The organism is Corynebacterium sp. NML120713 (assembly GCF_001875735.1).
GTDB classification, from domain to species: Bacteria; Actinomycetota; Actinomycetes; order Mycobacteriales; family Mycobacteriaceae; genus Corynebacterium; species Corynebacterium pseudogenitalium.
On sequence record NZ_MLCR01000016.1, the window covers coordinates 21110 to 35492 of the forward strand.

General features: G+C 64.1%; 10 protein-coding genes and 1 tRNA gene. 7 read left to right on the top strand and 4 right to left on the bottom strand.

Annotated elements, in window-relative coordinates:
- Positions 1–41: 41 nt before the first annotated feature.
- Positions 42–1445: a hypothetical protein gene (locus BJP06_RS08865; RefSeq protein ID WP_071573605.1), complete on the top strand. Its 1404-nt coding sequence runs from the start codon at positions 42–44 to the stop codon at positions 1443–1445.
- Between the two features lie 279 nt (positions 1446–1724).
- The gene (locus BJP06_RS08870; RefSeq protein WP_071573606.1) at positions 1725–6767 is read left to right on the top strand and encodes a YPDG domain-containing protein; all 5043 of its coding nucleotides are present in this window, start codon (positions 1725–1727) and stop codon (positions 6765–6767) included.
- A gap of 214 nt (positions 6768–6981) precedes the next feature.
- On the opposite strand, the gene BJP06_RS08875 is transcribed toward BJP06_RS08870, so the two are convergent.
- A tRNA-Pro gene (locus tag BJP06_RS08875) sits at positions 6982–7058 on the bottom strand.
- A 50-nt stretch (positions 7059–7108) separates the two neighbouring features.
- Complete coding sequence (locus BJP06_RS08880) at positions 7109–7957, bottom strand: metallophosphoesterase (RefSeq protein WP_071573641.1); 849 nt, start codon at positions 7955–7957, stop codon at positions 7109–7111.
- 92 nt (positions 7958–8049) lie between these two features.
- Here BJP06_RS08880 and BJP06_RS08885 point away from each other — a divergent pair, with 92 nt between their 5' ends.
- Positions 8050–8499 carry a GatB/YqeY domain-containing protein gene (locus tag BJP06_RS08885; RefSeq protein ID WP_071573607.1) on the top strand — a complete coding sequence of 150 codons (450 nt, stop codon included), beginning with the start codon at positions 8050–8052 and terminating at the stop codon, positions 8497–8499.
- Between the two features lie 12 nt (positions 8500–8511).
- Here the strand turns inward: BJP06_RS08885 and BJP06_RS08890 are convergent, their stop codons facing one another.
- Positions 8512–10905, bottom strand: a complete 2394-nt coding sequence (locus BJP06_RS08890) for a transglycosylase domain-containing protein (protein WP_071573608.1) — start codon at positions 10903–10905, stop codon at positions 8512–8514.
- A 155-nt stretch (positions 10906–11060) separates the two neighbouring features.
- Here BJP06_RS08890 and BJP06_RS08895 point away from each other — a divergent pair, with 155 nt between their 5' ends.
- The 4 genes from BJP06_RS08895 to BJP06_RS08910 all read left to right on the top strand — a co-directional run bounded on the left by BJP06_RS08895 (position 11061) and on the right by BJP06_RS08910 (position 12950).
- Positions 11061–11417 (top strand): WhiB family transcriptional regulator, encoded by a 357-nt coding sequence (locus tag BJP06_RS08895; RefSeq protein WP_083329365.1) that lies wholly within the window; start codon positions 11061–11063, stop codon positions 11415–11417.
- A 21-nt stretch (positions 11418–11438) separates the two neighbouring features.
- Entirely contained in the window at positions 11439–11594 is a 156-nt protein-coding gene (locus BJP06_RS11965) for a DUF4177 domain-containing protein (protein ID WP_071566444.1), read from the top strand.
- A 3-nt stretch (positions 11595–11597) separates the two neighbouring features.
- Positions 11598–12062, top strand: a complete 465-nt coding sequence (locus BJP06_RS08905) for a RidA family protein (RefSeq protein WP_070363257.1) — start codon at positions 11598–11600, stop codon at positions 12060–12062.
- 78 nt (positions 12063–12140) lie between these two features.
- Positions 12141–12950, top strand: coding sequence for an MBL fold metallo-hydrolase (locus BJP06_RS08910; RefSeq protein WP_071573642.1), 810 nt, complete (start codon positions 12141–12143; stop codon positions 12948–12950).
- Between the two features lie 564 nt (positions 12951–13514).
- On the opposite strand, the gene glxR is transcribed toward BJP06_RS08910, so the two are convergent.
- The gene (glxR, locus tag BJP06_RS08915; RefSeq protein WP_070363256.1) at positions 13515–14198 is read right to left on the bottom strand and encodes a CRP-like cAMP-activated global transcriptional regulator GlxR; all 684 of its coding nucleotides are present in this window, start codon (positions 14196–14198) and stop codon (positions 13515–13517) included.
- Positions 14199–14383: the final 185 nt, after the last annotated feature.

The window sequence follows — 14383 nt, forward strand, 5'->3', positions numbered from 1 at the left end:
CTTCCAGCATTCATGCAGTTGCAGGGGTTACATTGTGCACCATGAAGTGGCGCGTGTTGTGTGTGTTGTTGGTGTGTATTGTTGCGGCGTTCCTGCCGTTGAGCCCGGTGAGTACTTGGATGTCCACGCAGGGGGATGCCAGCGCGCCGCAGTTGCCGTCGGATCAGGGCAACCCGAACGAGGCGCGCCGCGCGGCGGGGGAGGCCAACACGCAGGCGGGCTTTCTCACGCAGGGCACCAAAGAGCTTGTCGACGGCACCTCCCAACTCACCGGCGGCGCCGACGAACTCGTCGCCGCGATCTCCCAGGCGCAGGCTGGTGCGCAGGAGTTGTCGGCAGGGATGGTGCAGCTACAGGCGGCGACGGGCCAGCTCGGGGGTGGCGCGACGGAGGTCGCGGACGCGATTGGCCAGGTGGTTGAGCAGGCCACGGCCTTCGACGCGGTGCGTGGCCAGGTCACCGCTGCCATCGACCGCGCCCTCGTATCGACGAAGGCCTCCAAGGACCCGGACGTCATCGCTGCACGCGAGCAGCTTCAACAACTGAAGGTCCAGGCGGACAATGCCCAGTTGCCGCCGGAGGTTGTCGCGCAGATGAACAAGCTGCGCGACGGCTCCCGCGAGGTAGCCAACCAGCTAGCGGTGCCGGGCTACGCCTACCACGACGGCGTCTACACGGCCACGAACGGCGCCCAGCAGCTGGCGAGTGGACTGACTCAGCTCAATAACGAGGCGCAGGGCGCGGTCGGCGGTATCGCTCAGCTTGATGAGGGCGTCGCAAAGATTGACCACATGGCGAACCTGACCGCTGACCAGATCCGGGCGGTGCGTGGCGCGCTCCCGGCGCCGGCGGCGGCCCAGGCGGGTGCGGAGGCGCAGGAGCCGCAGGAGTCCTCGCTGGCACCGGTCGCGGCGATGCTGGTCGCGGCGCTCGTGGGGCTGGGCGGTGTTGGCGTCGCCGCGGCGGCGTGGCTGTCCCGCACGAGGCGCTGGCTGGCGCTGGCGCTGGGCGTCGTGCTCCTGGCGGTTGCTGGCTGGGTGCTGGTGTTCATCCTCGGCCACAACCTGAGCCCGGCCGCTCTGGGGATCGCGGCTCTCGCGCTGCTGTGCGGTGCGGCCGCCTCCGTTGGTGTGACGACGGCGCTCGCGGCGCTGTTTGGCCGCGGATGGGGGAGTCTGGTTGCCGCAATCCTGATAATTCTTCAGATGGGGGTAGTCGGGTGGGTTTGGAAAGCCGCCGCGGCTGCCCCTGTTAGTGGGGTCCTCGAGGCGCTTTCTTCGGCGATGCCGATGCACTGGCTGGCCGCGTCGCTCTCGAGCGCGGGCAATAACGGCTCTGCGCAGGCACTATGGATTGGTATCGCTATGAGCACGCTCGTCGCGGCGGTCGGGCTGCTGGGCGGAGTACCGCAGCGACGTGACGTTGCGGTTCACGTGGAGGAATAATCCGAGCACACGGACATGGTTCCTACTTTCGGATGGGTTTGTGTTAATCTAGCGATGCTCATTTCAAGTAATAGGGGCTTGGATTGAGTGGTCTCCTTTCGCCCATTGTGGGCAAGAAAGGGGTTAGGGATGGGGAAGGCCCCGTCGGCTTCGGCTGGCGGGGCCTTCACTTATTGCCACTTATGCAACGTTAAGAGTGTACGTAGCGCACAGCGCGAATTACGCTATTACTCACCAAGCGTTGTGAAAAAATCGTTGTGAAAAGTGAAGGACTGCCACATGCAAGGCACATTTCCGGGCGCGGGGCGTCGGAATGTACGTGTTGGAGTTACCGTAACGTCTGCGATCGCGCTCGCGTTGGGGAGTGCCGCCGTGGTCGCGCCTACCCCTGTCGCGCATGCCCAGGAGAACCTGGCATACACCGGTGCGGTGATCGACGCTGAGCAGCAGGCGAAGTCAGAGGGGCTGGGCGATGATGCCTGCCGAGTGGTGCTGGAGAAGGCCGATGACGGCAAGGACGTTGCAGGTTTCAGGTTTGACGCGCTCAACCCTGGTGAGCACTCCGAGAGCGCAACTGAGTTCGGCATCCAGCTGCACTTCAACGCGGACAAGCAGCGCACCTTCACAGATACAGGGTTTAGCGACAGCGGGCCTGTTCCAGTCGAAGTCGGCGAGCTAGGAGTTGTTCCCGCGGGTGAGAAGCTCGATGGCGGTAACCCGTTCACGGTGAACAACACTGCTGAGTCCGCGGAGATTACCGCTTCCCGAATTCAGCGCAACTTGAACGGCGCGTTTCCCTTCACGGAACAGTTCCAGCAACAAGCCCTGAGCCCGGAAGGCCTCACCTTTGCGTGGAAAGGGTCCTACACAAAGGAAGACTCTGACCACCGGTTTTTCGAAAGCCAAAACTTTCAAGCGGACGCGAACGCCAACCCCTGGCCGAGCGAGACAGACGAATGCGTCCCCCTCAAACTTGATTGGGAACACATTTCGAAAGCTGTGATCAAGCCGGGGGAGAAGGTCAAAATCGCCTCCGCCGGTGGGATGTTCACGGAACGCGACCTGGATCGTCTGCGCATACAGGTCGCGGACGGCAGCGGCAAGGTGCTCGAGCACGTCACCATCACGCGCGATGGCTCCGACTTCTTCCTTACCTGGCCGAAGTTCGCCGACGACGCCGAGCTCGACGGCCTCCAGGGCCTCACGTTTACCGCGGTTGCGCTGCCGCGCAGTGTCGAGGAGCTCGAGGCTATCGCTCAGAACCACGCGTACGAAGATACAAGGGTTGGGGTAACGGCCAGCTCCATTGCGCTGCCACGCTACAACACCGCCAACGAGCTCAGCTCGCACGCGATCAGCGTGGATGACACGCTTTACCACGATCCGCAGTTCACCAGGTCTGAGGTCAACATCACCTCCGGGATCTCAAAGGATGCGATTGTCTTCGAGGAGCTTCCCGACGCAAACGGGCACACCCTCGCCGACCTGAAAGAGAAGTTCGACGCCACCATCGCCCTCGACGAGAGCCTCGTCTACGACGGCTGGACCGCCAAGTTCGCCGACGAGGAAAAGGGCGACTACAGGGTGATCATGACGGCGCCGGAGGGCGTCGATAAGCCGACCCCTGGGACGTTTGCGCAGCCTGTGGTGCATGTACGCTACTCGAACGGCTCCAAGGACGCCATCCCGCTGCTCGTGGTCGTCGAACCGAATCACACGCAGCAGACCAACCTCGAGTACCCCGCGGAGCCAGTGCAGGGCGCCCAAAACACAACACTTACCGCCAAGGCGAGCCTGACACGGGTGCTGGGCAAGGGGGACGTCATCAAGCCGAAGAAATTCGAGCTTATCGACGCCCCCTCCGACAAAGACGGCTGGAACGTCACAGTCGATAAGGAAGGCACCGTCACCGCGAAGGCGAAGGCAACCGTGCCGAACTTCACCACCATCAAACCCGTGGTGAAGGCGACCTACCCGGACGGTACGACCGACGAAGCTCCGGTGTCCTTCCAGGTGTTCTCGGACGTGAAAGTGCCGTCGTATGGCTCGGCCTCGGGTGAGGTGGCAGACCGCATGACGCTCACGCCGACCGTGCCGAAGGTTGGCCTCGGCGGCAACGCGCACGACGAAACGCCGAACCGCTACACCTTCCCTAATGGCTCCCAACAGTACAAAGTCGGCGACTGGAACGTCACCCTCGACGCCACCACCGGCGAGCTGACCGTCACCATCCCGGACACCGCGCTGCCGGGCGCCTACATCACGGTGCCGGTGCGTACCCACTACGCCAGCGGCGCTGTGCCGCAGGAAACCACCGCCACCATCAACGTGATCGGCGACGGTACGGGCACCGACGTTGCGAACTACCCGCAGAGCTTCACCAAGCCCGGGCTGCCGGTCTCCTCGATGATCAGCACCCTGCTGGCGGACCCGATGAAGGCGAAGTACAGCCTGCCGGAGCAACTCCCGGACGGCTGGACGTTCGACGTGTCGAAGAAGGGCGTGGTCACGGCGACTCCGCCGAAGGATGCGCGGCCCGGTGACCAGGCGATCATCGACATCCACGTCCGCTACCCGGACGGCTCCGAGGCGGACGTCCCGGCGGCGTTCACCGTCGTCGGCGACGACAAGGGCATGAACAACCCGCGGTACCAGACCAAGTCGGGCAAGCCGGGCACCACGGTCACGAGCAAGCTGGACACTGGAAGCGTCCGGGACATCTCGGAGCCGAAGTTCGCCCTGATCACGGACCCGAAGGACAAGCACTACATCGCTCCGCCGCGCAACCTGCGGTGGGAGCAGGTCAAGATCGACCCGAAGACGGGTACCATCACCACCCCGGTCAGCGAGCGCGCCGTACCGGGCAGCTCCGCGGACATCCCGGTGCGCGTGACCTATAAGGACGGCACGACCGCCATCATCGTCGCCACCGTGGTCGTCCTCGGTGAGCAGCGCGCCGTCTACGAGCCGCGATACGAGCAGCAGGAGGCGAAGCCGGGCGTCGACAAGCGATCTGAGATCACCGAGCCCACCCGCATCCCTGCCCGCGACCTCGCGGAAAAGACGCCGTTCAGCGTGCCCGCGAGCCTCGACGGCTGGAAGCTCCGCGTCGACGACGCGGGCGTTGTCACCGCGACCCCGCCGAAGGACGCCGAGTCTGGCGACCACCTCAACGTCCCCGTCCCCGTCACCTACCAGGACGGCTCGAAAGACGTGGTCACCGCCGCGTTCGTCGTGGTCAGGGAGCCCGCGCCTGACGTCTCCTTCGACATCAACACCGAGTACGAAGTCATCGTGCCGTTTGAGACGCAGATCGTCTTCGACCCCACACTCGACGTAGGCACGCAGGTCGTCGACGCCGAACACCCCGGCGTGCTCGGCACCGACAAAGTGAACACGACCAGGACCATCACGAACTCCGAGGTGGTCAGCACACGCATCGAGCAGACGCGCATCGCGGACCCGCAGGACCGCATCGTGCGCGTTGGCACCAAGGAAAGGCCGGGCGTCACGCCGGAAATCCACTGGTCTGAAGAGACGCCGTACCGCGTCATCATCCGGGAAGACCCGACGCTCGAGGCCGGCACCCACAAGGTCGCACAGCGCGGCAAGGTGGGCAGGATCTCCTACAAAATTATCGACGGCATCGCGCAGAAACCACAGGTCGTGGACGCCGAGGACCAGGTCATCTTGGTCGGCACCAAGAAGGAATCCAAGCAGACAGAGCTACGCGAGACCATCCACACCCCCGTGCCGTTCGAGACCGAAATCCGCCAGGTAGACAGCCTGCCCGCCGGCGTGGTCAAGACCATCCAGGAAGGCTCCTACGGCCAAACCATCACGGAGAAGACCTGGCAGCTTGTCGACGGCCACGTCGTCGGCAACCCAGTCGAACACACCACGACAACCAAGACCCCGGTCAAGCGCATCATCGAGGTCGGCGTCGGCCACATCGTGCCAACCTACGGCAAGGTCGTCCAGGAACCGGGCGCAACCGACGAGGTCCCTCTCCACGAGGGCTCCAAGGTTCCTTCCGACGCCACCTTCGAAATCGACCCCGAGTGGAAGCCAACCATCCCGGGCTGGACCGCCACCGTCGACGAGCACGGCCGCGTCTTCTCGACGCCACCAGCCGACGCCAAGCCCGGCGACTCCATCCTCATCCCCGTTCAGGTCACCTACACCGACGGAGCCATCCTGGTCGTTCCGGCATTCGCGGCCATCAAGGAAACCGACGAATCCCCGCACGTCAGCTACGCCTCCGCCTCCGTCCTACCCGGCGAGACGAGTACTCAGCCTGCAACCAACGCCACCGACGGCAACCGCTACTCGGTACCCGACCGGGTCAATGGCTGGAAGGTCAGCGTCGACGAGCACGGCACCGTTACCGCGACCGCGCCGAAGTCCGCCACCCCAGGCGCCTGGATCCGCGTCCCTGTCACCGTCACCCCAGCCCACGGCGAGGCCTACACCACCCAGGCCGTCTTCACCGTGGCCAACGTGCCGACCGGGCCAGTTGAACCTACTTCTTCCGCGACTGCGGCGCCGGAGCCGTCCCCGACTGCCACTCCGACTGCTCCTTCTGTACCTATCGCGCCAGCACCGTCGTACCCGCCGGCCATCACCGCGCCGGGCGTGCCGACGTCCATCAAGATCAGCGGCCACACCGACGGCAACACCTACAAGCTCGGCGCCCTGCCGACCGGGTGGCGGGCCTCCGTGTCCGCCTCGGGTGATCTGCTGGTCACCCCACCCGCCTCCGCCGAAGTTGGCGAGAAGGTTGACATTCCAGTCACCGTCACCACCGCCACGGGCGCAACGTACGAGGTGAAAACAGTCGTGGGGGTCATCGCGAAGGGTGGCACTACCACGAGTCCGACAACGCCTGCGCCTTCTACGCCTACTCCCGCTCCCGCCGATTCATCTGCCGACGGCTTCAAGCGCTGCATGTCCAACATGTTCGCGCTCAACAGCCCGATCCTCTGGCTGCTGCCAATCGGGCTCGCCGCCGCAGTTGGCATTGGCGTTGCGAACACGATGCAGACCCAGATCAACGCCGCTCTTGGGCAGTTCAACGACTCCCTGCGCCACGTAGGCCGCGGGTTCGAGGGCCAGATTGCCGCCATTAACAGGCAGTTCGGCGTCGACGCCCGTCAGCTGCAGCCCGTTGCTATCGCGTTTGGAGCCATCGCAGTCGGCGGCCTGGCGATCTCCCTGATCGTCCAGGCATGCCAGTCCGAGGGCTTCGACCACGGCATGACCGTCCTCGGATCCTCCAAGGATGGTGAGCCAGTGCCAAAGGACGCATCTTCCAAAAAGTAGGCCTTTTTGGACCTGCAGGTTTATACGTCTAATCCAAATTGCGTTGCGTCCTTTGGCACTCGCCCCGGTTGGGGGGACACCAAATTCCCACCCTGCCCCTTGGCGACCTGGGGAAACGCCGACGGTGCTTCCCAAAAACAAGGAATGTGGTGCGCGGGTCCCAAGCCCACCTGAGCAACGCGAAACCCCGCCGCGAAAGCGGCGGGGTTTCTATTGGTCGGGATAACAGGATTTGAACCTGCGACCTCTTCGTCCCGAACGAAGCGCGCTACCAAGCTGCGCCATATCCCGTGGGCACCTGGTTACTTTACTCCTGTGCCCGCGAAAAACAAAAGCCGTGGTCAGGGCCGCTCCGTGATGTGGAGGAGTGCTGCGGATGGCGGGCAGAAGATCCGTACGGGGGCGTACTTGGAGGTGCCCAGCCCGTTGGAGACTTCCATCCACATGCGGCCGAAGCGGTGGAGGCCGGAGGCGCGCTCGCGGTCGATGTCGGCGTTGGTGACGATGGCGCGCTCGCCAGGTAGGCAGATCTGGCCGCCGTGGGTGTGGCCGGATAGCGCCAGTTGGTAGCCGTCGCGCTCGAAGGCGTCGAGGACTTCCCGGTAGGGGGCGTGGAGGAGCGCGATGGCGAGGTCGGCGTCGGGGTTGGGGGCGCCGGCGATGGTGGAGTAGTCGTGCAGGTTGTGGTGTGGGTCGTCGACGCCTGCGAGGGCGAGGCGGACGTCGTTAATTTTGAACTCGAGCCTGCGGTGTGTGGCGTCGTGCCAGCCGTGCTCCTGGAATGCGGCGCGCATGCCTTCCCAGGGGAGGTCGACGTAGGAGGGCTCGCGCTTCGTGCCAAGCAAGTACTTGAAGGGGTTGACGGGGCGGGGCGCCCAGTAGTCGTTGGTGCCGAAGACGAACGCACCCGGGATCTCGAGGAGCGGGCCGAGGGCCTGGAAGACCCAGGGCACGCCCTTGGGGTCGGAGAGGTTGTCGCCGGTGTTGATCACCAGGTCGGGTTGGAGTTCGGCGAGGCTGGAGACCCAGGCGACTTTGGCGCGTTGGCCTGGGATCATGTGGAGGTCGCTGACGTGGAGGATGTCGAAGGAGTCGCGTCCTTTGAGGGTGCCGGGCGGGAGGAGGGGGAGGGTGTATTCCTTCAGGCGGTAGTTGTTCAGCTGGCTCACGCCGTACGCGGCGGTGGCCATGCCGGTCGCAGCGATGACGCCGGCGGCACGCGTGAGGCGTTTGAGGGAAGTATTCACGCGTCCTAGCGTACAGATGGACTACGCTTTCCCACATGAGTGAATTGAAAGCACAGCTGCGCGCAGACCTGAAGACCGCGATGAAGGCGAAGGAGAAGGAACGCACCGGCACGATCCGTATGTTGCTGGCCGCCATCCAGACCGCTGAGACCGAGGGTTCGAAGCACGAGGTGGATGATGCGGAGATCTTGAAGATTATTGCTCGCGAGGTGAAGAAGCGCCGCGAGTCCGCGGAGATTTACGCCACGAACGGCCGCCAAGAGCTTGCCGACGCCGAACTCCACGAAGCCGAAATCCTCGAAGCGTACCAGCCTGCCCAGCTCACGGACGAGGAGGTTGACGCCCTGGTGGAGGAGGCCGTCGCCGAGGTCGGCGCCGAGTCCATGGCGCAGATGGGGCAGGTCATGAAGGCTGCGAACGCGAAAGCCGCCGGCCGTGTTGACGGCAAGCGGCTTTCCACGGCGGTCAAGGCCCGCCTGAGCTAGGGCTAGTTAGCCTTATTGGAAGACGTTCGTGAGCGCATCGCGGGCGTCGTTAAGTGATTGCTGGATGCCGTCGAAGTCGACGGCGGGGGCCTGCGTGCTGGTCGGCGGGGGTGTGGACGCCGACGGTGACGCGGTGGGGGCGGCGGCGCTGCCGTCGGACACGTTGAGGGTCACCATGGTGCCCTGCGTGAGCGCGGGGTTGGCGGGGATCGCTGCGATGACGTTGCCGGCGGGCGCCCCGTTGCCGAAGACGGTTTGGGTGGTCACGTTGAACCCTTGCGCCTGGAGCTGCTGCTTCGCGGTGGCGGCCGGGAGGCCGACGACGGCGTCGAGCGCCGACTGCTTCGTGCCGCGCGTGTAGGTCGCACTGGTCGGTGGCAGGCCCGCTGCCGCGGCGCCGGGCACGCCGTGGGCGGCCTGGAACCAGGTGCGCGCGGCCTCGTTGCCGCCGAACAGGTTGCCTACGGAGCACTGACGCACTGGGCCGGTGCACAGCGGGGTGGTTTGGGTGCCGTCGTTGAAAATGTACGGCGCGCCGGCCATCCCGCGGGTGAACCCGAGGAACGCGGAGGACTGGTGGGACTCCGTGGTGCCGGTCTTGGCAGCGACGGGTGCGGTCCACCGGGAGGCGGCGGCTGCGTCCTTGGCGGTGCCGTCGATAGTGTCGTGTGACATGCCGAGGGCGAGCGCGCCGGCGATGTCTGGGTCGATGACCTGCTCGCACGGCGGGCGCTGGATGAACACTTCCTGCCCGTGCTTATCCACGACGCTCTTGATCGGGTTCGGCTCGCACCAGCGGCCGCCGGCAGCGAGTGTGGCGCCCACGTTGGACAGCTCGAGCGGGTTCACGGCGGTTGGACCCAGCACGAAGGAGCCCATGTTCTCTTCCTTCGCGGCTTGGGCGACGGAGCGGCCGTTGCCAAACGTATTGGGTTCGGTGTAGGAGCGAAGGCCCAGGCGCACCGCCATATCCACTGTTGGGGTGACGCCGACGCTCTGGATGAGCTCGATGAACGAGGTGTTCGGGGACTGAGCTAAGGCGTCGCGTAGCGTCATCTGTGGCGGGTAGACGCCGGCGTTCTCCACGCAGTAGGCGCCCGGCGGGCAGCCGGCGGCACCGCCCTTGCCCATGCCGTAGACCACGGAGCGCGCCGGGGTGTTCAGCATGGAGTCGAGGCCGTAGCCCTGCTCGAGCGCTGCAGCCGCCGTGAAAATCTTGAACACGGAACCGGCGCCGTTGCCCACCATGGAGGTCGGCTGCGGCATGATCGTCTGGTGCTTCTCCAGCTCGAGGCCGTAGTAGCGCGAGGATGCCATCGCGAGGATGTCGCGGGAGTCCGTGCCGGGCCGGATCACGTTGAGGACCTCGGCCACGCCGTGGGTGGCTGGGTTGACGTTGTTGCGTACCGCCTGCACCGTCGAGGCCTGCACCGCCGGGTCGAGGGTGGTGGTGATGGTGTAGGAGCCGCGCTCGATCTCGTCGATGCTCAGGCCCTTGCTTTCCAAGTACTGCAGGGCGTAGTCGCACATAAAGCCTGCGTCACCGGCGGTGATGCAGCCGTCCGGCAGGCCTTTCGGCTTGTCCACCACACCCAGCGGGGACGCCGCGTAACGGTCCGCTTCCGCCTGTGTGAGGTGGCCTTCGTTCACCATGTTCTGTAGCACGGTGTTGCGGCGCTGCGTCGCGCCCTCCGGGTTCGTGTACGGGTTCAGGTACTCCACGGACTGCAGCAGCCCCACCAGCAGCGCCGCCTGTGGCGGGTTCAGTTCAGCGGCCGGGATGTCGAAGTAGATGCGGGCCGCGGCCTCGATGCCGTAGGCGTGGTTTCCGAAGGAAACAAGGTTGAGGTAGCGAGTGAGGATCTCGTCCTTCGTCAGCGTCTTGTCCAGATCGGAGGCCATGCGCATTTCGCGCAGCTTCCTCGGGATCGACTGCTCGGTCGCCGCCTGCGCCTCCTCATCATTGCCTGCCTCAACCAACCACAGGTAGTTCTTCACGTACTGCTGATTAATTGTCGACGCCCCCTGCTCGACCCCACCCGCCAGCACATTGGTCACCATGGCCCTCGCAAAGCCCTGCATATCAACGCCGTCGTGCATATAAAAGCGTCGATCCTCTGTGGAAACCAGCGCATGTTTTACATGCGCTGAAATTTTTTCGCTCGGAACCTCGTATCTACGCTGTTTGTATAACCACGCAATGGGGGTGCCGTTGACGTCCGTAACGGTCGTGACACCGGGGACATCGCCGTGTGTCAGGTCGAGCAGATTCGACTGCATTGTATTCGCGGTGCGCGCAATCGCGAGGCCCGTCAGGCCTGCGACCGGCGCCAAACACAGGGCAATCGCCAGAGCAACGGCGCAAAGGCCGAGCAGGAGGTTTCCAAAGGAACGAAGTGCAGTCACACCGTTACCTTAAATGAAACGCGGGGGAGAGTGAATAGGACGCCCCCACCTTTCATGTGATGCATTTTACAAGGTGCATACCCTGTGAATACACTTACAAGCGCTTAATGGGTCTAAGTATTATACTTTGCCTCCGCTTGAAAGGAGACCGATTCATGACTGCCACTCTTGGAACCGCGACGTACGAGGACACCCGCGCCATTCCGCGCCGTGTGAACTCTGCTGGGGATCTTGTGTTTGACCGTGGGGAGTGGATTACTCGTGCAATCTGTCGCACAGGTGACCCAGACGCTCTCTTCGTGCAAGGTGCCGAGCAGCGCAAGGCCGCAGAAATTTGTCGACGCTGCCCCGTCCAACTCGAGTGCCTCGCCGAGGCCCTCGAAAACCGGGTCGAGTTCGGCGTGTGGGGCGGCCTGACCGAGCGTCAGCGCCGCGCCGTCCTGCGCAAGAACCCACAGGTCAACGACTGGGGCGAGCACCTCGTCGCCGGCCGCGAGATTATCGGCCTCTAGAATTCGTCTAGGGTAGAGGCCATGACGAAATGGGAATACGCAACGGTTCCGTTGCTCACGCACGCCACGAAGCAAATCCTGGACACCTGGGGTGAAGACGGCTGGGAACTGGTCACCGTCACCCCAGGGCCGACGCCGGACAGCGTCGTCGCCTACATGAAGCGCCCGCTGGAGTAGGCCATGGCACACACTGATTGGGCCGCGCGCCTTACCGAACTCGGCATCACCCTGCCCGCCGTCGCCGCGCCCGTCGCGGCCTACGTTCCCGCGGTGCAGACCGGCAACCACGTGCACACCTCCGGGCAGCTCCCATTTATCGACGGCACCCTGCCCGCCACCGGCAAAGTCGGCGCGGACGTCTCTGCCGAGGACGCCTACGGCTACGCCCGGCAGGCCGCCCTCAACGCGTTAGCTGCCGTCGATAATTTGGTGGGCCTCGAGCGCATCAAGCGCGTGGTGAAAGTCGTGGGCTTCGTCGCCTCCGACCCGGCCTTCACCGGCCAGCCCGGCGTGATCAACGGCGCCTCCGACGTCATCGGCGACATTTTTGGCGACGCCGGCGCCCACGCCCGCTCCGCCGTCGGCGTTGCCGTGCTGCCGCTCGACAGCCCAGTCGAAGTGGAGCTCGTCGTCGAGCTGCAGTGATACCGCGCGGTGCCCCTAAGCGGGGGAATCGCGTTGTTTCGCAGCAAAATCCGCGTGCAAGGCGGTAGGGTGGGTGGCATGCAGCATCCCGCTTATAGTCAGTTGCGTCCTGTAACGGCATCCGTCGCGGTCGTTCTAGCGCCCAATCCAAGCTACGCGGCGCTCGAAGGCACAAACTCCTGGGTTGTGCGCGACCCCGAAGACGAGTACAGCATCGTCGTCGACCCGGGCCCAGAAGACGAAGGCCACCTCAACGTCCTGCAGTCTAAAGCGAACAAGGTTGCCCTCATCCTCCTGACTCACCGCCACCACGACCACGCCGACGGCGCCCGCCGCTTCTCGCAGCTCACCGGCGCCCCAATCCGTGCTCTTGACGCCCGCTACACCCACGGCGCCGAGCCACTCACCGATGGCGAAATCATCTCCATCGAAGGCGTCTCCCCCAAGATCCAGGTCGTTGCGACCCCGGGCCACACCGCGGACTCTACCTGCTTCTTCGTCTACACCCACGACGTCGAAGATGACCAGCTCGAAGGCATCATTACCGGCGATACCATCGCCGGCCGCCACACCACCATGATCTCCGAAACCGACGGCGACTTGGCCCAATACCTGGAAACGCTGTCCATGCTGGAGCGCCGCGGCAAGAACATCCCGCTGCTCCCAGGCCACGGCCCCGACGCCCCGGACCTCTCTGCTTTCGCCCGCAAGTACATCGACCGCCGCGAGCAGCGCCTCGACCAAATCCGTGAGGCTCTGAAGAAGTACGGCGAGGACGTAGACATCAACACCCTTGTCGACGCCATCTACGACGACGTCGACCCAGTCCTCCGCGGCGCCGCCGAACAGTCCACGCGCGTCGCCCTGCGTTACCTGAAGGAACACTAGTTCCTGGTGTTTTGAGTTCTAGAGCCCTAGTTGCCTGAGTCGTGGATGCTGGCAGCTAGGGCTTTTGTGTTGCCTTTTGCATGGCTGGCGCTGCACCAAATTCCAGGGTTTCGGGATCGAGTTTTGCGTTTCACCAGTTCGTAGGGTTTTAGCGTGGGAATTTGGTGCTTGGACCAATCTGCGTGGCACCAAATTCCCCCATTTCCAACAGGGGTGGTCTGGAAAAGCCCAGGTCGCAGATTGCCGACGATGGAATTTGGTGCGTCTCCTTGAGGCGTCAGTGACAAAAGGCGCACCGTTTTATATCTAACCCTTTTCGTACCTGCATGTTTATATGTGCAGTCCATTGGGCGATGTGTCCTATGTAGCTCGAGTCGGCCGGAGTGGCACCACATTCCTGCACGTGGCGCCAGCGACCTGGGGAAACGCTGGCAGCGTTCCCCAAAACCAGAAATTTGGTGTCCAGGAACCTGCGCGCAGCCAGACCTACCCCCAAGCAGGCAGAAGAAAACCCCCGGGGAAGGCCCGGGGGCTCACAAAACAGGCAAAAACTAGAACAGCAGCTTACCGCGCGCGGCGGGCGAGGTGCTCCGTGTTCACGATGACCACGGACTTGCCTTCGAGGCGGATCCAGTCGCGGTGGGCGAAGGTTGCCAGGGCTTTGTTGACGGTCTCGCGGGAGGCGCCGACAAGCTGGGCGATTTCCTCTTGGGTGAGGTCGTGGTTGACGCGGAGGACGCCGCCTTCCTGGGTGCCGAACCGGTTCGCCAGCTGGAGGAGGGTTTTGGCAACGCGGCCGGGGACGTCGGTGAAGATGAGGTCGGCGAGGGACGCGTTGGTGCGGCGGAGACGGCGGGCCAGGACGCGGAGGAGCTGCTGGGAGATTTCTGGGTGGTTGTCGATCCACTTCTTCAGCAGCGTGGAGTCCATGGTGGCCGCGGTGACTTCGGTGACGCACACTGCGGAGGAGGTGCGTGGTCCTGGGTCGAAGATGGACAGTTCGCCGAACATGTCGGAGGGGCCCATGACGGAGAGGAGGTTTTCGCGTCCGTCGGGGGCGTGGCGGGCGAGCTTCACTTTGCCGCTGATGATGATGTAGAGGCGGTTGCCGGGTTCACCTTCGTCGAAAATGGTGGTGCCGCGGTTGAATGTGACTGTTTCCATGTCTTGGATCAGTGCTGCGACGGCCGCGGGATCCACGCCTTGAAATATGCCCGCGCGGGCGAGAATTTCGTGTGCGCCTTCCATGAATCCTCCTTGTGGACGGGTGTGACAGTCCCGTGTCGGTTGTCACGTTAGCTCTTGAAGTGTGCGTGAGTCACACCACACTGGAACTGTACCACTAGTCGACGACTGCGGACTCTAGGTGTTCCATTCCTATGGTGAACAGCCCGAGAATGAGGGGAATCGCGACGACTAAGAGTACTGCCATG